Consider the following 22179-nt stretch of genomic DNA (forward strand, 5'->3'; position numbering starts at 1 on the left):
CCAACTACGGCTGCGCCCTCCATCTGGCAGAGGGTATGGAGATAGAGAGAACCCCAATTGAGGTTATCCACCCGGTAACACTACTTGCCCGCCAGCTGTAATGGGGTCAGAGGATGGACGGAGAGGCCAACTGACGGTAGAATTGCAGAATCATTTTGTACGCAGGGAGGCGTGCGGTAGCTACTCCTCCTCCGACCAAACCCAGGAGTAGATAAATATGTCAGCAAAACATCCAGTTGTTGCGATCACCGGTTCCTCCGGTGCCGGTACCACCACAGTAAAACGTGCCTTTGAGCACATTTTCACCAGAGAGAATCTAAATGCTATGGTGGTTGAGGGTGATAGCTACCACCGCTATGATCGCGCTGCAATGAAGGAGAAGGTTGCTGAAGAGGAGACGAAGGGCAACAAATCATTCAGCCACTTTGGACCGGACGCCAACCACTTTGATCTGCTTGCGGACAATTTCAGGGCCTATGGCGAGAGTGGTGAGTGTGATCGCCGCTACTATCTTCATAGTGATGAGGAGGCTGCCGAGCACAACGGTCGCCTTGGCACGGAGCTTACTCCTGGCCAATTCACCCCCTGGGAGAAGGTTGGTGCAGGTACAGATCTTCTCTTCTATGAGGGTCTGCATGGTCTGGTCAAGAGTGATGATGTGGATGTTGCCAGCCAGGTAGATCTCGGTATCGGTGTGGTCCCTATTGTGAACCTGGAGTGGATTCAGAAGATCCACCGTGACAATGCAGAGCGTGGGTACTCTGAAGAGGTGATTGTAGACACCATCCTGCGCCGCATGCCTGACTATGTGAACCACATCACCCCTCAGTTCTCCGAGACTGATATCAATTTTCAGCGTGTATCTACTGTAGATACCTCAAACCCGTTTATTGCACGTGATATCCCGACACCGGATGAGAGCTTTATCGTTATCCGCTTCAAGGACCCTGCAAAGCACAATATCGATTTCTCTTACCTGCTGGATATGCTTCAGGACTCATTTATGTCCCGCCGTAATACTATTGTGATCCCCGGGGTGAAGATGGGCTTTGCGATGGAGATTATCCTGGCTCCAATTATCCACAACATGATGGGGCTACGCGGGTAGCAGGGTGAAACCTACTGGATAAGGGTGCCGATCCCCTGATCGGAGAATATCTCCAGCATTACCGCATGCTCAACCCGCCCATCAATTATATGTGAGCTGGTAACCCCAGCCTCAACTGCCTCCAGGGCAGTGCGAATCTTTGGCAGCATGCCACCATGGATAGTGCCATTGGCAATCAGTGACTCAACCTGGCTACTGTCAAGACCTGTCAGCAGAGCACCGTCCCGGTCAAGCAGTCCGTTGGTGTTGGTTAGCAGTATCAATTTTTCGGCGCCCAGCGCCTCAGCCACCTTGCCGGCAACGAGGTCGGCATTGATGTTGTAGGAGGCACCATCCTCACCCACCCCAATAGGGGCAATTACCGGAATGAACTCGCCACTATCGAGCATCTCGACCACTGTGGTGTTGATTTCTGCGACCTCTCCCACATGGCCAAGGTCAATAATCTCGGGCAGATCCGGCTCCCTACTATCTCTGGTCATCTCCAGCTTCTTTGCCTTGATCAACTGACCATCCTTTCCGGTCAGACCCACAGCATTACCGCCATGGCTATGGATAAGGTTAACAATCTCCTTGTTTACCAGACCACCGAGAACCATCTCCACCACATCCATGGTCTCACGATCGGTAACCCGCATCCCCTCGATGAATTTGCTCTCTTTGCCAATCTGCTCCAACAGACGACCTATCTGTGGTCCTCCGCCGTGCACAACCACGGGGTTGATGCCTACAAGCTTGAGCAGCACCACATCACGAGCAAAGCCCTCTTTGAGGTGCTGCTCTGTCATCGCATTGCCGCCATATTTGATTACCACGGTCTTTCCACTAAAACGCTGTATATAGGGGAGCGCCTCGGATAGAACCCGGGCAAAATCATGGCTGGTCTGTTGATCTAGTGACATAGCAGTTTTATGTTACCACTGTTGGTTAAGGAAGCTCTGATCAGGTCACCTCATGACCCAACCGGATCTCCCTCACAAGTTATCCTGTGGGGGAAGGATTGTGTTTCAGTATATCACCGAATTGGTAAAGCGAGAACAGAGGCATGAATCCTTGTGAATCCAAATCCCTGCACGACCATCATGCCCCCTGGTGAGAAATGCTGGCTAAAATGGGAGCTCAAGGTCTGGCTGTACTTTCAGCAGCTCCTTGCGGAATGCATCCTGCACCTGTCTGATATCATCCTCACTATCTGCCTCAAAGCGGAGCACCAGAACCGGGGTTGTATTTGATGGCCGCACCAGACCCCAGCCATTTGGATAATCTGCACGCACCCCATCAATACTGTTTACCTCTGCGCCATCAAATGTTGCCTGCTGTTTCAGCTGCTCCATAAACGCATAGTGTTCACCCTCGGCAAACTGAATATTAAGCTCCGGGGTATTTACCGTATCCGGCAGATCTCCAAATATATCCTCTGTTGAGCGCTCTGTTGCCGACACTATCTCAAGCAGTCTTGCTGCGGTGTAGAGGGCATCATCAAAGCCATACCAACGCTCCTTGAAAAAGATATGTCCACTCATCTCGCCAGCAAGAAGCGCGCCACTCTCTTTTAGTTTTTTCTTGATAAAAGAGTGTCCAGTCTTCCACATGGTAGGAACACCACCAGCCTGACTGATGATCTCTGGCAGATTGCGGGTACACTTCACATCATAGATCACCTCACCACCAGGATTCCGCGCCAGAATATCCTGGGCGTAGAGCATCATTTGGCGATCCGGGAAGATCAGATTTCCTGCAGAGTCGATTACCCCCAACCTGTCGCCATCCCCATCAAAGGCAAGACCGAGATCCGCACCGCTCTGCAGAACCTGCTCTCTCAGTTCGGCAACATTTTCCGGCTTGCTGGGGTCAGGATGGTGGTTGGGGAAGGTGCCATCTACCTCACAGTAGAGTTCTGTCACCTCACAGCCAAGCTCACGAAGCAATTTTGGTGCAACCCCACCGGCAACTCCATTGCCACAGTCAACAACCAGTTTAAGTGGGCGGCCAATCTTGATGTCACTAATTACACGCTGGATGTAGTCACTCTGGATATCCATCTGGTGCAGAGAACCGCTACCAGTCAGCAGATCACCATCAACAATACGGTGACGTATATTCTGAATGGCATCGGCAGAGAGGGTCTCACCAGCTGCAACGATCTTTAGTCCATTGTAGTCGGGCGGATTGTGGCTTCCGGTAACTGCCACGCAGGATGATGCCCTGAGGTGAACTGCACCAAAGTAGATCATCGGTGTTGGAGCCTGACCTATATCGATCACCTCCATCCCTGAGTGTTGTAGTCCTCGCATTAGTGCAGACTGCAGAGACGGGCCAGAGAGGCGCCCATCACGGCCCACCACAATGGTTTTTGCTCCACGGAGCTGGCTCTCACTCCCTACTGCCTGGCCGATCTTCTCAACCACATCTTCAGTCAGGGTCTCATCAACAATCCCTCTGATGTCATAGGCACGAAAAATTGACTCCGGAATATTAACCATTCTGTCAGCTCTTGCCGGTATGGCCAAAACCACCGGCACCACGCTCTGAGGTGTCAAATTCTTCAACCACCTCAAACTCTGCCTGGATTACCGGCACAAATACCATCTGGGCAATACGCTCGCCCGGCTCAATGGTGAAGGTGGTATCACCACGATTCCAGCAGGAGACAAATACCTGACCCTGATAGTCCGAGTCAATCAGCCCCACCAGATTACCGAGCACCACCCCATGTTTGTGGCCCAGACCTGAACGAGGCAACAGAGTAGCAGCCATCTCTCGATCATCCATATGGATTGCGATACCGCTTGGGATCAGCTCGGTCTGCCCAGGCTTCAGCTCAAGCGGTGCATCAATACAGGCCCGCAGATCCATTCCTGCCGAACCATCTGTAGCGTAGTGCGGCAGAGGATATTCTCCACCAATACGGCTGTCCAAAATCTTCAACTCAACTTTTTTCATCTTATCTTCCGTGACTGTTTGTTATCTTGTATTACCCACATCCGCAATCAGCTGGAGCAGTTGCCTCGCCAGCTGGCTCTTGTTGGTGCGCTCCAGCTCGGCCCTCCCGCCTTCCCACAACAGGGTGAGTGCATTTTCATCAGTATCAAACCCCGTATCCCTGTTACCAACCAGATTTGCTGCAACCATATCAACCCCCTTGGATATGCGTTTCTGCTCGCCATTTGTGGTCAGGTTTTCTGTCTCTGCCGCAAACCCGACGGTAAATGGGGGCTCTTCTCGTGATGCAACCTCGGCGAGAATATCACGATTTTTTATCAATCTTAGCTCTATCTCGTCTGCACTCTTTTTGATCTTCTCTGTTGCCATATCTACAGGCCTATAGTCAGCAACAGCGGCCGTTGCAATAAATATTGTTGCCCCCTCAACCTCCCGGGCAACAGCCTGAGCCATCTCTTCGGCACTCTCCACATCAACCCTGCGGACACTGCGTGGAGTCTCCAGCGAAACCGGTCCCGCCACCATGGTTACTGCAGCACCCGCATCTACCGCCGCCCGGGCAATGGCAAACCCCATCTTTCCAGAGCTGCGATTGGTGAGAAAACGGACAGGATCCAGCGGCTCTCTGGTTGGCCCTGCAGTTATCAGCACCCGCTCTCCCTGTAGAATGCCTGTCTCGAACTGTTCCGCAATAGTATTGGCCAATATCTCTGGCTCTACCATTCGTCCTGGACCCACATCACCACAGGCCTGCTCCCCACTATCTGGTCCAACAATCTTCACACCATGAGCACTAAGAACCTTGATATTCTGTTGCGTAGCAGGATCAAGCCACATCTGTTCATTCATTGACGGCGCAATCAGCTGTGGGGATTTGGTCGCAAGAGAGATGGCAGTCATCAGGTCATCAGCCCTTCCTGTTGCATGACGGGCAATAAAATCTGCAGTTGCCGGGGCGATCGTGACAAGGTCAGCCCAACGGGCCAGCTCTATGTGCCCCATCCCGGCCTCTGCACCGGGGTCCAACAGATCTCTGTGTACCGGATTCCCTGAGAGCGCCTGAAAGGTAAGCGCCCCAACAAACTTCTCTGCAGCCCTGGTCATTACAACCCTTACCTCTGCACCTGATTTCACAAGGATACGAACCAGCTCCGCACTTTTATATGCGGCAATACCACCGGTCACCCCCAAGAGGATTCTGCGGTTTTGCAGGTTCAGAAGAGTTGGTCTGTTTTTCATGATAGAAAATTATACGCTAATGGCAATGTATCTATTCAACTCACCTCTGAAATTCGCCATATCTTTGTTAGAAAATAGCCATTTATCCGTATACACTCATACTTTCTGTCTCGATATGACGGATCTCAGAGGCAATCTCGACAGATACAACCTGGTACTGAATACATGACAATCAAGGATTGGCCTGAAGGTGAACGACCAAGAGAAAAACTGCTGGAGCGGGGCGCAGAGTCTCTCTCCGATGCTGAGCTTTTGGCTATTTTTCTACGCACAGGGGTAAAGGGCAAATCAGCGGTTGATCTTGCCCGTGATCTACTCGACCACTTCGGAGGGCTTCGACAACTGCTGGAGGCCAACCGGGATCAGTTCTGTGCCGCCAAGGGTTTGGGTGATGCAAAGTATGTTCAGCTCCAGGCCACTATGGAGATATCATCCCGACACCTGAAGGCACAACTAGTCAAAGAGGATGTGATAACAAACCCACAATTGACCAGACGCTATCTCAGCAGTCGCCTGCGAGGCTATCCTCATGAGGCATTTGGAGTGCTGTTTCTGGATAACAGACATCAGATCATCACCTTCGAGATCCTCTTTACCGGCACTATTGATGGTGCCTCTGTGCACCCAAGAGAGGTCGTGCGCAGTGCCATGAACCACAATGCAGCAGCTCTGATTTGTGCCCATAACCACCCATCCGGAGCTGCCGAGCCAAGCCGGGCTGACCGTGATATTACCGAGAGATTACGGGATGCACTTGGGCTGATTGATGTCCGTCTGCTTGACCATGTCATTGTAGGGGATGGTGAATCAACCACGTCGCTGGCTGAACTTGGCTGGATCTGATGCGAGGTTTTACCTTGCCGGAACTGCTGATCACACTGGCACTTTTGGCAATTGTCCTTAGCCAACTGACACCTGACCTATCAACCATTCTGCAACAAAACCGGGCCTATTCTGTTGCCACAGAGTTTAGTCGAGAGCTGCAACTAACTCGTAATGAGGCGATCAAACGCAACCGCAAGGTGACGCTCTGCAAGAGTAGCAGTGGTGACGACTGTAACAGCTCAGACCAGTGGGAGTCGGGGTGGATCATGTTTGAGAATTCTGATGGAGATGGCAAAGTTGATGCTGTTGATATTGTATTGCGAACTCATGGCACTCTACCTGTTGGTATTACCCTGCGTGGCATAGGAAACTTCAAAAACAGAGTCACCTATAAACCGACCGGAGATTCCACCAGCTTCAGCCGGCTGGTGATATGCAGCGACAACCAGCTGGAGGGGGCGCAGGTCATCTACATCAACAGTACCGGGCGTATTCGCATTGCAGACGATGGTGATGGTGACGGCATTCCGGAGGATAGTAGTGGGAACAACATCAGTAGCTGCGGATAGGGGAGGATTCACTCTTATCGAGATGGTGATTGCATTGGCAATTATCGCCATACTTATGGCTGTCTCTCTGCCTAGTTACGAGGAGCAGATGGTTCAGGGCAGACGCAGTGACGGCACTACCGCATTGACCATCTTCTCCCAGCGGATGGAACGGTATTTTCTGGAGAATGGCAGCTACAGTGGGGCAACCACCTCCATCTACAAGAGTACGTCAGACAACGAATATTACCTATTATCAGTAACCACTACAGGAGAGAGTTACCAACTACTGGCAACAGCAACCGGAATCCAGGCTGGTGATGCGGTTTGCGGCAATCTTACTCTCAACGAGAAGGGTGAACGCGGGATTACCGGGTCTGGTAGTGCGATTGATTGCTGGCATTAACCCGCATTTCTCACCAGGGGGCGCGATGATCGCTCTGTCCATCCAGCCGGTTGCGACCAAGAGGGTCCACAATCGAGCGACAGATGGATCTGCCTGAGCGATCTGCATGGTCAGAATAACCATCAGGTTTTAACCAACCGTAATTATCTTAACTCAGCCGGAAGCGGAAAGAATACATCCTCATCTTCCATATTTGACTCCCCACCCCACTCTGCTCCCAGCTGCTTCAGGCGCTCAATTACACCTTCTACCAGAACCTCGGGAGCAGATGCCCCCGCGGAGACACCGACACAGTCAACGTGATCAAACCACTCTGACTGAATCTCGTCTGCTCGATCAATCAGATATGAGGTTGTACCTGATGATTCTGCAATCTCTCGCAGACGGTTGGAGTTGGAGCTGTTGGCGGATCCCACAACCAGCACAACCTCACATCTGGATGAGAGCTCCTTGATTGCATTTTGACGGTTCTGGGTTGCATAGCAGATATCGTCACTCTTGGGACCCTGCAGTAACGGGAAGCGCGCTCTCAGAGCATCAATTATCTCTGCTGCATCGTCCATCGAGAGGGTGGTCTGAGTCGCATAGGAGAGAGTATCCGGGTTATCGATATGCAATTTTCCTACCGTCCTGACACTGTCTACAAGATGAATCTTGTCCTGCCTGTTTTCCGGGTATCGTCCCATAGTACCCTCCACCTCCGGGTGGCCGGCATGGCCGATCAACACAACCTCTCTCCTCTCCCTGGCATTACGAGTAATCTGTAGATGAACTTTGGTAACCAGGGGACAGGTTGCGTCAAAGACCTTTAGCCCGCGCTCTTCTGCCTCTCTCTCTACAGCAGTGGATACTCCGTGTGCACTAAAAATCAGACGTCCGCCAGTGGGGACCTCACTAATCTCCTGGATAAAGACCGCCCCTTTGGAGTGGAGCTGATCTACCACATAACGGTTATGTACCACCTCATGGCGTACATATATGGGGGCACCAAAACGTTGTAATGCCTGCTCCACAATGGCAATTGCGCGCTCTACCCCTGCACAAAATCCACGTGGTCGAGCCAGCTCAATTCTCATCAATCTCTCCACTGCGCTCTCTGATGGATATAACCTCAATCTCAAATCGTAGATCTCTGCCTGCCAGAGGGTGATTGAAATCAACCAGAACACCGTCACTACTCTCTTTAACCACAGTTGCAGGAAGCTGCTCACCTGATGGAGACTCAAAGGAGAAGACCATTCCCGGGGCAAGCTCCAGGGAGCTATCGAATTCCGTTCTGGAGATAGTATGAAGCAGTTCATGATCCGGAGCCCCAAAAGCATCCTCTGCACCAACCAGGAAGCTCTCTCTGGCCCCAGCCACCAGCCCCAACAGAAGGTGCTCCAGCCCTGTAATCAGTGAACCATCTCCTGTCACAAAAATAAATGGATCCTCCCTGGATGCACTATCAACCTCCGTGCCATCTGCCATTGAGAGGGTATAGGCTAGCGCAACCTCTGTGCCAGAACTTATAACTGCTCTGTTTTTTTCTTGATCTTCCATCTGCATAGTATACTGCACTGATGGCACGCTATTACTGGAGAGGGGTCAGGGAATCCGGTGGGGCTGTTCGAGGGCAGCTGAGGGCAGGCAGTCGTTCCCACGCAATAGAGAAACTTGGTGCCATGGGTATCACCCATAAACTGCTATTGCCGCTCCCAAATCTACAACCTTCCCTCTCATCAACCCAGATCACCTTGCTGATTCGCCAGTTGTCCACTCTTCTATCTTCAGGACTAACTCTGGCACGCTCACTGGAGGGGATTATTCAAGGCCTTGCTGATGGCCCACTACGAACCTTGAGTGAGGATATTCTGCTAGAGCTACAACAGGGGTCTCCATTCTCCAGGATCCTTGCACAACGCCCGGAACATTTTGATCCCTTCCTTATTCATCTCATAACGTCTGGTGAGGCTACTGGCCAACTCTCCACACTGCTTGCCAGAGCAGCAGAGTATAGAGAGCGAACAAGAGCTCTGAGACGGCAGTTATGGAAGGCTCTCTCATATCCTCTTGGCGTATTTATCTTTACTTTGGCAATCTCACTTTTTCTTCTGTTGCAGATAGTTCCCCAGTTTGAGATTCTATTCAATAACCTTGGTGGTGCCCTGCCCCCTCTCACCAGGCACATTCTTGATGCTGCCCATTTTCTGGATCACAACCTTGGTGAGATTATAGTGGCCCTGCTTTTACTGGTTACCTTCATCACCATGCTCTACAGCAGGGTTCCCCGTTTCAAATTTAAAATGGATCAATTACTGCTCTCCATTCCACTACTTGGAACCACTATAAGAGAGGTTATGGTGGCCCGATTGAGCCGAACGTTGGCAACCCTGCAGGAGGCTGCGATCCCCACCCATATCGGCCTCGATACATCGACAAGAATGACCCACAATCTTCCTCTGCGCAGAGCAATCCAGAACGCCCACAGCCTGGTACTGCAGGGGGTAACCCTCTCTAATGCTCTTGCTGAACAGGGGCTGTTTCCTCCTGTCGCCATCCAGATGATTCGGGCTGGAGAGGATAGTGGAGAGCTGTCACAGATGTTGAACCGGCTTGCGCTCTATTATGAGGATGAGGTTGAACACAGAGTTGAACAGCTAACAACTATCCTTGAGCCGCTGTTGATTCTGCTAATTGGTGGTATGGTTGGTGTCCTGGCAATCGCACTCTATCAACCTATTTTCCAGATTGGACACCATTTTTAGCATGAACATACTACTGGAGCCAGTGTCATTCATGGTTGTGGCCATAATATCAGGGGCCATTGCAGGGAGTTTTCTATCAATGGTGGTACATCGACTTCCTCTGATCATGAGGCAGCAGTGGAAAAGAGAGTGCCGGGAATTTCTTGAGCTAGAGGGTAAAGAGGCGAGTGGTGCCAGCGAAATCTCACTTTCAGCTCCGCGCTCACACTGCCCCCTCTGCAACCATCAACTTCGTCTTGTAGACAATATTCCGGTTATCGGGTTTCTGCTCAACCGTGGCCACTGCAACCATTGCAACCACCCCATTGGCTGGAGATACCTGACGCTTGAGCTGCTCGGTATCACAGTTGCGATAACTGCCACCCTCCACTTTGGCCCATCCAGCAGTGCCGTTGCCAGCATGTGGTTTGGATGGATTCTGCTGGCTCTGCTCTTTATTGATCTGGAGCACCGACTGCTGCCAGATCAGCTAACTTATATTCTGCTCTGGAGTGGACTCATAATCAACCAGTGGGGGCTATTCACCACCCCGTCCGGAGCGCTATTCGGGGCTGCGGCAGGGTATCTTGTGTTGTGGTCCATATTCCATCTATACAAGATGGTTACCGGGCGCGAAGGCATGGGAGGAGGAGATCTGAAATTACTGGCCGCTCTTGGGGCGTGGTGTGGCTGGACACTACTGCCACAAATCCTGTTGGTTGCTTCACTGTGTGGACTGCTGGTAACTGTTCCATGGATTCTATTGAAAAAGGAGAGCTCTTATCCCCTGCTACTCACGGCAATTCCATTTGGTCCATTTCTGGCGGTTGCTGGATGGATTGCCCTCCTCTGGCCGACTCTGCTGGATATAATGTTATGGGGCCGGTAGACCAGATGACACCAATAATCGGGCTCACTGGGGGGATAGGAAGCGGAAAAAGTACAGTCGCCAACCTTTTCAAGAAGCTTGGTGCATCTATTCTGGATGCAGATGTGGCTGCACGCAGAGTAGTTGAGCCGGGAAGCAGTGGACTGAGAGATCTGACCGAGGCACTGGGAGAGGATATTGTAAAAGATGACGGGGAGCTTGACCGGACAAGGTTGCGACAACAGATATTTTCCAACCCTGCACAGAGAGAAGTTGTTGAAGAGATTCTGCACCCCAGGATTTTCGACATGTTGCAAAAAGAGATTGCAGAGACTACAGCCCCCTATATTATTCTTGTGGTGCCTCTGTTGCTTGAGAGTGACAGAGAGTACCCCGTAGGGCGAATTCTGGTTGTGGATCTACCAGAATCAGAACAGATTAGACGGGTGATGGCGCGCGACCATATGACTCAACCGGAGGTGGAGAAGATTATTGCTGCACAGGCCTCGCGAGAGGAGCGTCTGAATCGCGCTGATGATGTAATATCAAACATTGACGCCGCCTCGGTTCCGGAACAGGTAGAGCGGCTTCACGAGAGTTATCTTCAACTTCCCAAATCCCCGGATAGAAACGTAGGATAATGTGCAACAGATTGACCCATAGAGCAAATTTGATTCCGCGCGGTGTACTTATTGATACACCCAAGGAAGCAAATATTGCTATATGGGTCAAGATGTTGTGCAGTATTCATGTTTCTATCCGGGAATTTTGGAACTTGCAGAACAGTAGAATCTCGCCGAAAATAGGCATCTTGAGTAACAGTCAACCACTACAGGTCTAACCCTTTGTCAGACACCATCATCTATGAGCAACCACTAAACGAGCGCATCCGTACGTTGTTGCGTCTGGAATCTCTATTTGTAAACATCCAGGATACTTTAAACGAGCCGTCACCAGCAGGTAGCCATGCAACTCTGGAGCGACTTGAAGAGATTCTGACACTAACTGATCGCTCGGAGCTGAAAAAGGATCTAATGAAAGAGCTAGAGCGCAACTATATGACTCTTGCCGCACTCAAAGAGCGTTCCGGGGTAAACCACCAACAACTTGATGACTTCCTGAACAAACTCAAACAGTTGGGTCAGGAGCTGGACGCAGAGCGAGGAAAGCCTGGACAGGAGGTGCGTAACTCTGAGTTTCTGAAAGGGTTTAGACAACGTCTGGGAACCCCGGGCGGGCTCTCCGACATTGATTTTCCACATTATCACTTCTGGCTAAATCTCCCTGTAGAGCAGAGGGTTGCCTCACTGACCGAGTGGATCTCATGTTTTGATACTATTCGTGATGCTGTCAGCTTGGTGCTGGATATGATCCGCAGAAGTGCCACTCCATCAACTGTGATTGCTACAAATGGGTTTTATCAACACAGCCTGGACAAGGATACTCCGTATCAACTGATTCGTATCACTCTACCAGTAGATTCTCCATACTATGTCGAAATTAGTGGTGGAAGACACCGTTTCTCTGCACGAATGATGATTCCAAATCTGAACGAGAGACCTGCGCAGGCAACAGAGGATGTCTCCTTCCTCTTAACTACCTGTATCCTCTGATCAGCCCCAAAATGCTGTAATTGCAGCCACCCCTTGTCCTCCCATCTGCACAGAGAGTCTGATATGACTCTGACCTACACCACCAAGCGCATAAACAGGGAAAGATGCCATTTTTACCAGTTGTGCAAACCTCTCCCACCCAAGTGGTTCCCGACCGGGGTGGGTCTGGGTTGGCAACACCGCAGAGAGCACTGCAAAATCGACTCCAACCACAGCTGCCTGCTGTAACTCCTCTTCATTGTGACATGAGGCAGAGATTAAAAGATCATCGGCAAGTGGTCTTGTTGAGAGCTCTTTGAGACGGTGACCGTTAAGATGTATTCCATCGGCACCAGTCATCTCCACCCATGCCGGATCCCCATTAAGCAGGACTTTTGTGCCGTGTGCGTGAGAGTGCTTCACCACTCTGGATGCCATCTCAAGATAATCATCCATCTCAAGATCTGGTGCCCTGAACTGTATCAACCTGATGCCACTCTGTAGAGCAGATTCAAGTTTCTCCATGAAGTGGGTACGGTTGTCCGATTTCCCAGTGATCAAATAACGATCTGGTAGAGTCCAGTGCTGCATATCAGGTACGATACTCTGCATTGATTGTAACGTAGTCATGAGAAAGATCTGTTGTCCAGACAGTCTCTTCTGCAATGCCGCGTCCAAGATCAACATGAATGGTGATCTCTGCACGATCCATGACCTCTTGACCATGCTCTTCCCTGTATCCTGCAGCTCTGCCACCATGTTCAACAATACATACATCATCCAGCCACAAGGAGACTGCCTCAATTTCCAGATTGTCTATACCTGCACGTCCAACGGCAGCAAGAATTCTCCCCCAGTTTGGGTCAGAGGCAAATAGTGCCGTCTTTACCAAAGGAGAGTGGGCAACGGTAAATGCAACATCAAGAGCCTCCATAGAGTGCTTTGCTCCACCCACCTTTACCGTTACAAACTTGCTGGCCCCCTCGCCATCACGCACCATCTTCTGCGCCAACTCCACGGCCACTGCTTCCAGTGCCTGAAGTAGTTGCTGAGCCTGCTCACTATCCCCCTGACTCAGCTCTGGTAAAGTACTTTTCCCTGTTGCCACAACCACAAAGGAGTCATTGGTCGAGGTATCACCATCAACGGTAATCCGATTAAATGAGCGTTTAGTAGTATGCTCTACCATGCTTTGCAGAAGCTCATGCGACACCGCTGCATCAGTTGCAATGTATGCCAGCATGGTTGCCATATCCGGATGGATCATTCCTGACCCCTTGGCAATCCCGGTAATTGTTACCAGATTTCCATCAATCTCCAGTTGACGGCTTGCCCCTTTGGCAACGGTATCTGTTGTCATGATGCCATATGCTGCATCATCCCATCCCGACTCAGAGAGAGAGGCGACTGCATCGGGCAGCCCACGAACAATGGCAGAGACCGGTAGTGGCTCCCCTATAACTCCTGTAGAGAATGGAAGAATATCCTCTCGCTTCAGTGATACGAGTTCTGCCATTGCATCACAAACCGCCTCTGCATCGGCTCTACCCTGTGCCCCTGTTCCGGCATTGGCATTTCCGGTATTTGTTACCAGATAACGGGGACTCCCTTTCTTGAGGTGCTTCCTGCAGAGTATTACCGGCGCCGCACAAAATGCATTTTGGGTAAATGTGGCGGCGATAGCTGACTCTTCAGCACACTCCATCACCACCAGATCACGCCTTCCATCTACCCTGATGCCTGCTTCTGTTGTACCCAAGGCAAAGCCTGCCACTGGGTGCATCTCTGGAAATATTACTTTTCCTGCTGTCACTGTTTAAAGATTTCCTGACTCAGCCCAACTTGCCACAACACTGTTTGTATTTCTTGCCGGAACCGCATGGACATGGTTCGTTCCTCCCCACCTTACGCTCACTGCGCACGAATGGCTTATCTTCGCTCTCTGCTTCTGCCTCCATCTCTGCCACCTCTTCCGAGGCCGAGAGAGTACCAGCCGAGGCGTGCTGAAACTCCATCCCCTCAATCTGACGTCGCTGTGACTCTACGGCCTCCACATCCTCTTCTGTACGGACCTCAACCTTGGTCACAATCCCCAGGGTATCCTGTTTGATTCGATCCAACATTGTGGAGAACATCTCAAATGACTCCCGCTTATACTCCTGTTTAGGATTTTTTTGAGCATAACCCCGCAGATGAATCCCCTGACGCAGATGGTCCATCGCCTGCAGATGCTCCTTCCACTGCTGATCCAGAATCTGCAACATTACCGCCTTCTCAAAGTGACGCACTGTCTCTGAACCGGCCAACTGCTCTTTTTCTGCGTAGGTCTGCTCCATCTCCTTGATTACTCGCTCACGCAGAGTCTCTTCATGCAGATTATCATCATCCTCCAGCCACTGCGCAATATTGAACTCAAGGTTGAACTCCTGCTTTATTGCCTCTTCAAGACCAGGAATATTCCACTGCTCTTCCATACTCTGCGGAGGCACAAAATGGTCCATAATCTGATTAACTACATCCTCGCGAATGGCAACGATAGTCTCGGATATATCCTCTACATCCATCAGCTCATTACGTTGCTCGTAAATTACCTGACGCTGATCATTGGCCACATCATCGTATTCCAGTAGCTGTTTACGAATATCGAAATTGTGTCCCTCAACCTTGCGCTGTGCATTCTCGATTGCCTTGTTGACCCATGGATGCTCAATTGCCTCGCCCTTTTCCATCCCCAGCTTCTGCATCATTCCCGCAAGACGCTCCGAGGCAAAAATCCTCATCAACGAGTCCTCCAGGGAGAGGTAGAAACGGCTGGCACCAGCATCTCCTTGTCGCCCCGAGCGTCCTCTAAGCTGGTTATCAATACGCCGTGATTCATGACGCTCTGTTCCAATAATATGTAACCCTCCAGCATCCAGGACCTGTTGATGACGCTGCTGCCAGCTTGCGCGAACTTTCTCTATCTCTGAATCTGATGACTCTCCCAACGCCTTCAGTTCTGCCTCAAGATTTCCTCCGAGAACAATATCGGTTCCACGGCCTGCCATGTTGGTAGCAATAGTGACCGCCCCAGGCATGCCGGCATTCTCGACAATATGTGCCTCTCGCTCATGCTGCTTTGCATTCAGCACCTCATGAGTGATCCCCTTTTTTTCCAATAAACCCGAGATCAGTTCCGAATTCTCGATCGAGGCGGTACCAACCAGTACCGGCTGCTCTTTTGCCATACATTCACGGATATCCTCAATGATTGCATTGAATTTCTCCTCGGCAGTCAGATAGACAAGATCTGCACGATCATCACGAATCATGGGGCGATGGGTTGGTATCACTACCACCTCAAGACCATAAATCTGCTGGAATTCGTAGGCCTCGGTATCTGCCGTTCCGGTCATGCCGGAGAGCTTTCCATACATCCTGAAGTAGTTCTGGAAGGTGATGGAGGCCATGGTCTGATTCTCATTCTGAATCTCCAGCCCCTCCTTGGCCTCTACAGCCTGGTGTAACCCGTCTCCCCAGCGCCGTCCCTGCATGGTACGACCGGTAAACTCATCCACAATAACGACCTGACCATCCTTTACTATATAGTGGTCATTTTTTGCAAACAGAACATGGGCACGCAGAGCTGCATAGAGGTGGTGCACCAGGGTGATATTCTGTGGATCATAGAGACTCTCGCCCTCCCCAAGAACTCCAGCCTCTACCAACAGCTCCTCTACATGTTCATGTCCGGTCTCTGTTAACAGAACCTGGCGCTGTTTCTCATCAACTGTGTAGTCCCCAGTCTCACCACCCTCTTCAGCAACCTCCTCATGCTGCCTGGTCAACTTGGCAGGCAGACTATTCATAGATTTATAGAGCTCTGAGTTATCATCTGTAGGGCCAGAGATAATCAACGGGGTACGAGCCTCATCGATCAGGATTGAGTCAACCTCATCAACAACTGCAAAATTACGCCCCACCTGAACCCGCTCGGAGGCGGAGAATGACATATTGTCACGCAGATAATCGAACCCAAACTCATTATTGGTTCCATAGGTAATATCAGCTGCATATGCCACCTTGCGCTGTTCGTGCTCCAGTGCAGGGATAACCACACCAACACTCATCCCCAGAAAATTGTAGAGCTGGCCCATCCAGGCGGCATCACGACTTGCCAGGTAATCATTTACAGTAACAACATGAACACCCTCTCCCGAGAGTGCGTTTAGATATACCGCCAGCGTTGCCATAAGGGTCTTACCCTCACCAGTACGCATCTCGGCAATTTTCCCCTGATGAAGCACCATGCCACCTATTAGCTGTTCATCGTAGTGCCGCATCTGGAAAACTCGTTGCGAGGCCTCGCGAACCACTGCAAAGGCCTCTGGCAACAAATCATCAAGGGAAGAGCCGCTCTCAACTCGAGAACGGAACTCACCGGTTTTACCCTGTAGCTCATCATCGCTCAGGAGATGAAACTCATCCTCCAGTGCATTGATCTGCTCAACCGTCTTTCGCATCTTGCGAATAGTGCGTTCATTGCGACTGCCAAAGACCTTTTTGAATACTTTTTTAATCATGATTAGGTGTTATATCCCGGCCTCTCAGCCGATATCTGGACAACCTTCAGCCCCATACTGACTCTGTAGTTGTACTGTATTGATTACGAAAGGGGAATCATAAATGATGCGCAGTTGAACGCCAACAAAAACCGCCACAAAACAGGTGGTATGAATTCGTGCGAAAGTAATCGCAACCTCACCCATGCAGTACGCTCAAGCACATCCCTGTGTCGCTCGACTGTGGCCATCCAGGCCGCAGACTACTGCCCGTGTGAGGTTGCGATTACTTTCGCAAGGATTTATACGTTGCAACAGATATATTTTTGAAAATGGAGGAGGGGTGTACACCATTCCCCCACAGGATAACTTGTGCGGGAGATCTGAGCTTTCCTTATGCTGTCAGTGGCACAAAGGATATTGGAGATTTTGAGCCACTCTCTCCAAAGGTTACATATTCCCACGCATCCTTGGTTGCAAGAATTTTTCTGGTGAGCTTATTGTTAAGATCATGTCCAGACTTGTACCCGTGATAGGCGCCAAGCACCGGACTTCCCAATAGATAGAGATCACCTACCGCATCAAGAATTTTGTGGCGAACAAACTCGTCCTTGAAACGGAGCCCGTCCTCATTAAGAACACGGAACTCATCCAGCCCAACAGCATTCTCCAGGCTAGCTCCAAGTGCCAACCCCTGCATCCGCAACGACTCTACATCCTTGATAAATCCAAAGGTGCGGGCACGGCTTATATCTTTCTCGTAACGCAGAGAGGAGAACTCAACCTCGTGATTCTGTAACTCTTCACTGAATACCGGATGTTTAAAATCAATCCCAAAGGATAGACTAAAACCATTGTAAGGATCCAGACGGGCCCATTTGTCCCCATCACGAACCTCTATACTCTTTTTGATCCTGAGATAACGTTTGGCAGTACCCTGCTCCTCCAGCCCGGCACTCTTCAACATAAACACAAAGGTACTGGCACTCCCATCCATAATTGGAATCTCTGATGCATCAAGGTCAACATATGCGTTATCGATCCCGAGACCGGCAAAGGCCGACATCAGATGTTCAACTGTAGAGATTGTAGCCCCATCCTTCATCAGGGTTGTTGAGAGTTTTGTATCCCCGACACACGATGGACAGGCTGAAACCTGCGGAGATCCACTCAAATCTGTTCTACGGAACACAATACCGGTATTCACCGGCGCAGGACGAAGCGTCAGATGGACCTTCTTTCCCGAGTGCAGGCCAATTCCTGTTGAATGGACCTTGGACTTTAATGTTCTTTGATAACTCATAAATATGCTTATTATTGTTTTTACAATAGCTAACGAGAGCGCATTATATGCAATTATTCTCTTGAATACAAGCGCATAAAAAAGACATTTTTTGCGCATAAGTTGATTCTAGTGGTAAATCACCCACAAAATCAAGCTGATTTCAACGAACCCCTACAAATTTCTTGAGAACCAGCGTCTCATACGCTTCCAAAGATTGGCGGCTCCACCATTCAGCACCCCTCCATCCTGGGAGCGGTAGCGTGCGCTATGAATCAACAGCCCCACACCAGTTGCATGAACAGGTGTGCGTACAACATCTATCAGGCCATCAATATTCTGTGGTGAGCCGAGACGCACAGGCTTATGGAATATCTCCTCTGCCAGCTCAACTGCCCCCTCCATTTTGGAACTTCCCCCAGTCAAGACAACACCGGCATTTACCATCTCCTCAAAACCACTGCGGCGCAGTTCTGCCTGAACCAGGCTAAAGAGCTCCTCATAGCGAGGACCAACCACCTCTGCAAGCCCCTGTCGTTTCAGGCGTCGCTCTGGTCGATCTCCAATACTGGGGACTGCAATCTCCTCTTGTGGATCAACCATCTCGGAGAGGGCACATGCATACTTGACCTTGATCTCTTCGGCATGATGGGTTGGGGTACGGAGGAAGACCGCAATATCATTGGTTACCTGGTCTCCGGCAACAGGAATAACGGCAGTATGACGAATTGAGCCATCGGTAAAGACTGCAATATCGGTGGTTCCTCCACCAATATCAATCATGCAGACACCAAGCTCTTTCTCATCATCACTCAATACAGCATAACTGGATGCCAACTGCTCCAGCACAATATCTTCTGCCTCCAGACCGCAGAGTCGAATACATTTCACAATATTTTGGGCCGCACTAATTGACCCCGTTACAATGTGGACCTTTGCCTCGAGACGAACACCAGACATGCCAAGGGGCTCATGAATACCCTCCTGATTATCAATAATGAACTCTTGAGGAAGGGTATGGAGAATCTTTTGATCAGCTGGAATTGCAATGGCCTTGGCAGCATCAACCACCCGGTCGACATCAATTGCGGTCACCTCACGAGTACGAATTGCAACAATACCGTGCGAGTTCATCCCCTGAATGTGGCTTCCCGCAATACCGGCAGAGACTGACCCAATCTCACACTCGGCCATAATCTCGGCCTCTTCAACGGCACGCTGAATGGATTTGACAGTGGACTCAATATTGACCACCACACCCTTCTTCAACCCCTTTGAAGGATGGGTACCAATACCCAGAATCTCGAGATCACCACCCGGCTTCAATGCACCCACAATGGCGGCTATTTTTGTGGTACCAATATCAAGCCCTACAATCAATTCATGATCTTTCTTACCCATCACAATTTCTCGCCATTTCTCTCTATATTGTTGCTATCACCAAGCTGAATCGCCATACCCTGTTCATATCTCAGATCAACTATCTTAACCTCTCCATTCAGATGACTCATTATAACCGGGGATTGACTACTCCATCTTGCCAATCTGTGCTCCATTGCTCTTCTTCCCAGGTTAAGCTCCAATCCATTTTCAAGATAGAGATATATTGACCCTCTCTTATCAACCACCATCTTCCTGATCTTTTGACCTGATCCATCAAGCAGAGCGGAGAGCCTGACAAACTGTCGGTAAACAGCCTCTGTATCGTCGTGCTGCGAACTGATTACAGGGAGACCAAGATGATCCAGCAAAATTCCGTCAGCGCTAAAAAATTCACCATTCAGATTAAGATAGCCCGTACTGCCCCAACTAACAGATGCGCTCTGCTCCCTTAACCAAACCTCTACAGTCTCAGGCCATACTTTGCGCACCTTTACCAGATATATCCATGGCAACTCCTGAAGCAGATCACGTAGATGCAACAGATCAAGCGCCAACATGCCATCCCTGGATGCCTCACGCACAAGTATCTGTATCTGATCAACCTTTACGTGGTCAAGATCACCATAAACGGCAACCTTTTTTACCTGGGAGAGCTGATGCTCCGGAGTCAGTGTCTTCATATCAACCGCCCCATTTCGGGAGAGATAAAATGCGGCAGACAACAGCAACAGCAAAACCACTACAGAGACCCTGGATAAAAATGGATGACGTAGCTCTTTAGTGGTTCCCCGCAGGCGATTCTTTTTTTCTCGGTCTCGTCTGACTACAGAACTCACGACATCTCCACTATCCGCCCGACCAACCTGGAAAACGTCATGCCCGCCTCTCTTGCGGCCATCGGCACCAGACTGTGGTCAGTCATGCCGGGAACAGTGTTGACCTCCAACAACCATGGCTCTCCATGCCTGTCGACCATTATGTCTACCCGCCCCCAGCCCTCACAACCGAGTGAATCAAATGCTTTCAAGGCAACAGCCTGAAGTGACTTCTCCATGGATTCATCAAGACCGCAAGGAGAGAGATATTCCGTATCTTCCGCACTGTATTTTGCATCATAGTCATAAAACCCATGCGGAGTACGTAGACGGATAACCGGTAATGGCTCGTTCCCAAGAATAGCCACTGTATACTCCTCACCCTCAACCCACTTCTCCGCAATCACATCTCCACTGAAATCCCCTGCCTTTGCCCAGGCGGTCTGTAGCTCATCAGCACTATTAACTTTTGCCATTCCTATACTGGAACCTTCACAGACAGGTTTTATCATCAAGGGGAATCCCAATTTATCAGCCACCCCAGATAGGTCACCAACACTATGCAGAACGACAAAAGGGGGGGTTGGTAGCCCAATTCCCATCCAGAGTTGCTTGGTTTTAAGCTTGTCCATTGCCAACGCTGATGCCAATACCCCAGAGCCGGTATATGGGATATGCAGAGACTCCAGAACTCCCTGGATAACACCATCCTCACCACCTTTGCCATGGAGGACGATAAATGCTCGATCAAACTTCTGAAGCTCTCCTATCTCTTCCTCTGCAGGGTCAAAAGGCACCGCATCCACACCAGCCTTATGTAGTCCATCCAGTACTGCCGCCCCACTCTTCAGTGAGACCTCTCTCTCTGATGAGTTCCCACCCATCAGCACCGCCACCCTACCAAGGCCGTTACCACTCCCCATACTCAGACCTTAACTCCCTGCTTTACCCCTGATGGTATAGCTGGTAGCTTCTCTAGTGGCTCACCCATGATTTTCACCTCTCTCTGCAGTGATACCCCTTGTCTCTCTTTTACCATATCTTGAATATGCTCTATCAGTGACTCAATCTCGGCAGCAGTAGCACCACCCTTATGAACAATAAAATTGGCATGTTGCTCTGAAACAGAGGCACCTCCAATAGATACTCCCTTCAGGCCAGCTTGCTCAATCAGTCTGCCTGCAAAATCTCCCGGTGGATTTTTAAATACAGAGCCACAGCTTTTGAGGGCCATCGGCTGACTTCTATTTCTCTTACTCAACTGATTACGTAATCCGTCTGCACTATCAACCGAATGTTCAAACTTTGTGACTGTTGGCTCTGAACTATCCTGCTCTATACCACCAATATCCATCAAGGCCGCAACAAACCACTCCTCACCATCAACTCTCTCAGCCAGTCGTGAAACCGATCTATAGCCTATCTTGTAATCTGCAGCTGAATACCGTTTTATCTCACCTTGACGATCAATCACCTCAACCCCGGCCACATAATCCCATATTTCTGAACCAAAGGCCCCTGCATTCATTGCCAACGCCCCCCCAACTGAACCGGGGATACCTGCAAGAAAATCCAGGCGGTTAGCCCCGCCCCTGCGTGCAAAACTGCTTAGCCGTGAGAGAGATGCGCCCGCCTCTGCCCTAATCATCCCATTGTCTATAAGCCCAACCTGGTCAACTCCATCTGACAATATAATTACTACTCCCCTGACCCCCCCGTCACGCACCAACAGATTGCTTCCTCTTCCAATCAAGAAGATGGGGGCATCAACTTGAACACTATGCAGAAAATTGCCAAGCCCCTCGACTGTATCTGGAAGGTAGAGCCTATCAGCCACACCTCCAACACCCCAGGTGGTATATTCGGCAAGCGGTTCATTATCCATCACCTTGCCACCAAATTT

22 protein-coding genes are annotated in these 22179 nt (G+C 50.3%); 8 read left to right on the forward strand and 14 right to left on the reverse strand.

Features of this window, described 5'->3' with window-relative positions; all coding sequences use genetic code 11:
- Positions 1-217 precede the first annotated feature (217 nt).
- Complete coding sequence (locus H8D24_05705) at positions 218-1108, forward strand: phosphoribulokinase (GenBank protein ID MBC8519882.1); 891 nt, start codon at positions 218-220, stop codon at positions 1106-1108.
- A gap of 11 nt (positions 1109-1119) precedes the next feature.
- Here H8D24_05705 and argB read toward each other — a convergent pair whose 3' ends face one another.
- The 4 genes from argB to coaBC all read right to left on the reverse strand — a co-directional run bounded on the left by argB (position 1120) and on the right by coaBC (position 5290).
- Positions 1120-2010: an acetylglutamate kinase gene (gene argB / locus H8D24_05710; protein MBC8519883.1), complete on the reverse strand. Its 891-nt coding sequence runs from the start codon at positions 2008-2010 to the stop codon at positions 1120-1122.
- Positions 2011-2214: 204 nt separating this feature from the next.
- On the reverse strand, positions 2215-3591 hold the full coding sequence (locus H8D24_05715; protein ID MBC8519884.1) for a phosphomannomutase/phosphoglucomutase: 1377 nt from the start codon (positions 3589-3591) through the stop codon (positions 2215-2217).
- A 4-nt stretch (positions 3592-3595) separates the two neighbouring features.
- Positions 3596-4051 carry a dUTP diphosphatase gene (gene dut / locus H8D24_05720; GenBank protein MBC8519885.1) on the reverse strand — a complete coding sequence of 152 codons (456 nt, stop codon included), beginning with the start codon at positions 4049-4051 and terminating at the stop codon, positions 3596-3598.
- 21 nt (positions 4052-4072) lie between these two features.
- A complete protein-coding gene (gene coaBC / locus H8D24_05725) occupies positions 4073-5290 on the reverse strand; it encodes a bifunctional phosphopantothenoylcysteine decarboxylase/phosphopantothenate--cysteine ligase CoaBC (GenBank protein MBC8519886.1) in 1218 nt (405 codons plus the stop codon).
- A 165-nt stretch (positions 5291-5455) separates the two neighbouring features.
- On the opposite strand from coaBC, the gene radC reads away from it, so the two are divergent.
- From radC to H8D24_05740, 3 genes are read left to right on the forward strand one after another with little or no spacing between them, the layout of a single operon-like run.
- On the forward strand, positions 5456-6133 hold the full coding sequence (radC, locus tag H8D24_05730; GenBank protein MBC8519887.1) for a DNA repair protein RadC: 678 nt from the start codon (positions 5456-5458) through the stop codon (positions 6131-6133).
- Positions 6133-6684: a GspH/FimT family pseudopilin gene (locus tag H8D24_05735; GenBank protein ID MBC8519888.1), complete on the forward strand. Its 552-nt coding sequence runs from the start codon at positions 6133-6135 to the stop codon at positions 6682-6684. Before radC ends, H8D24_05735 begins: the two co-directional genes overlap by 1 nt.
- Positions 6656-7069: a prepilin-type N-terminal cleavage/methylation domain-containing protein gene (locus H8D24_05740; protein MBC8519889.1), complete on the forward strand. Its 414-nt coding sequence runs from the start codon at positions 6656-6658 to the stop codon at positions 7067-7069. Before H8D24_05735 ends, H8D24_05740 begins: the two co-directional genes overlap by 29 nt.
- Positions 7070-7212: 143 nt before the next feature.
- Here H8D24_05740 and ispH read toward each other — a convergent pair whose 3' ends face one another.
- Entirely contained in the window at positions 7213-8145 is a 933-nt protein-coding gene (gene ispH, locus H8D24_05745; protein MBC8519890.1) for a 4-hydroxy-3-methylbut-2-enyl diphosphate reductase, read from the reverse strand.
- Entirely contained in the window at positions 8135-8611 is a 477-nt protein-coding gene (locus H8D24_05750) for a peptidylprolyl isomerase (protein ID MBC8519891.1), read from the reverse strand. Before H8D24_05750 ends, ispH begins: the two co-directional genes overlap by 11 nt.
- 20 nt (positions 8612-8631) lie before the next feature.
- Between H8D24_05750 and H8D24_05755 the strand changes: the two genes are divergently transcribed.
- The 4 genes from H8D24_05755 (at position 8632) to zapD (ending at position 12276) form a co-directional block, all read left to right on the forward strand.
- Positions 8632-9816 carry a type II secretion system F family protein gene (locus H8D24_05755; protein MBC8519892.1) on the forward strand — a complete coding sequence of 395 codons (1185 nt, stop codon included), beginning with the start codon at positions 8632-8634 and terminating at the stop codon, positions 9814-9816.
- Position 9817: 1 nt separating this feature from the next.
- Complete coding sequence (locus tag H8D24_05760; GenBank protein ID MBC8519893.1) at positions 9818-10684, forward strand: prepilin peptidase; 867 nt, start codon at positions 9818-9820, stop codon at positions 10682-10684.
- 5 nt (positions 10685-10689) lie between these two features.
- Positions 10690-11304, forward strand: a complete 615-nt coding sequence (locus tag H8D24_05765) for a dephospho-CoA kinase (protein MBC8519894.1) — start codon at positions 10690-10692, stop codon at positions 11302-11304.
- Positions 11305-11508: 204 nt separating this feature from the next.
- Entirely contained in the window at positions 11509-12276 is a 768-nt protein-coding gene (zapD, locus tag H8D24_05770) for a cell division protein ZapD (GenBank protein MBC8519895.1), read from the forward strand.
- Here the strand turns inward: zapD and H8D24_05775 are convergent, their stop codons facing one another.
- From H8D24_05775 to murB, 8 genes are all read right to left on the reverse strand, one after another.
- Positions 12277-12885: a thiamine phosphate synthase gene (locus H8D24_05775; protein ID MBC8519896.1), complete on the reverse strand. Its 609-nt coding sequence runs from the start codon at positions 12883-12885 to the stop codon at positions 12277-12279.
- Positions 12848-14038, reverse strand: coding sequence for a bifunctional glutamate N-acetyltransferase/amino-acid acetyltransferase ArgJ (gene argJ, locus H8D24_05780; protein ID MBC8519897.1), 1191 nt, complete (start codon positions 14036-14038; stop codon positions 12848-12850). Before argJ ends, H8D24_05775 begins: the two co-directional genes overlap by 38 nt.
- 49 nt (positions 14039-14087) lie before the next feature.
- A complete protein-coding gene (gene secA / locus H8D24_05785) occupies positions 14088-16814 on the reverse strand; it encodes a preprotein translocase subunit SecA (protein ID MBC8519898.1) in 2727 nt (908 codons plus the stop codon).
- A gap of 376 nt (positions 16815-17190) precedes the next feature.
- Complete coding sequence (locus H8D24_05790; protein ID MBC8519899.1) at positions 17191-18099, reverse strand: UDP-3-O-acyl-N-acetylglucosamine deacetylase; 909 nt, start codon at positions 18097-18099, stop codon at positions 17191-17193.
- A gap of 153 nt (positions 18100-18252) precedes the next feature.
- Complete coding sequence (gene ftsA / locus H8D24_05795) at positions 18253-19479, reverse strand: cell division protein FtsA (GenBank protein ID MBC8519900.1); 1227 nt, start codon at positions 19477-19479, stop codon at positions 18253-18255.
- Complete coding sequence (locus H8D24_05800) at positions 19479-20297, reverse strand: FtsQ-type POTRA domain-containing protein (GenBank protein ID MBC8519901.1); 819 nt, start codon at positions 20295-20297, stop codon at positions 19479-19481. Before H8D24_05800 ends, ftsA begins: the two co-directional genes overlap by 1 nt.
- Positions 20294-21199 carry a D-alanine--D-alanine ligase gene (locus tag H8D24_05805; protein ID MBC8519902.1) on the reverse strand — a complete coding sequence of 302 codons (906 nt, stop codon included), beginning with the start codon at positions 21197-21199 and terminating at the stop codon, positions 20294-20296. Before H8D24_05805 ends, H8D24_05800 begins: the two co-directional genes overlap by 4 nt.
- 2 nt (positions 21200-21201) lie before the next feature.
- The gene (murB, locus tag H8D24_05810; protein MBC8519903.1) at positions 21202-22161 is read right to left on the reverse strand and encodes a UDP-N-acetylmuramate dehydrogenase; all 960 of its coding nucleotides are present in this window, start codon (positions 22159-22161) and stop codon (positions 21202-21204) included.
- Positions 22162-22179: the final 18 nt, after the last annotated feature.

Origin of the sequence: Candidatus Thiopontia autotrophica (assembly GCA_014384675.1) — a bacterium.
In the GTDB taxonomy this organism is placed as follows: Bacteria; Pseudomonadota; Gammaproteobacteria.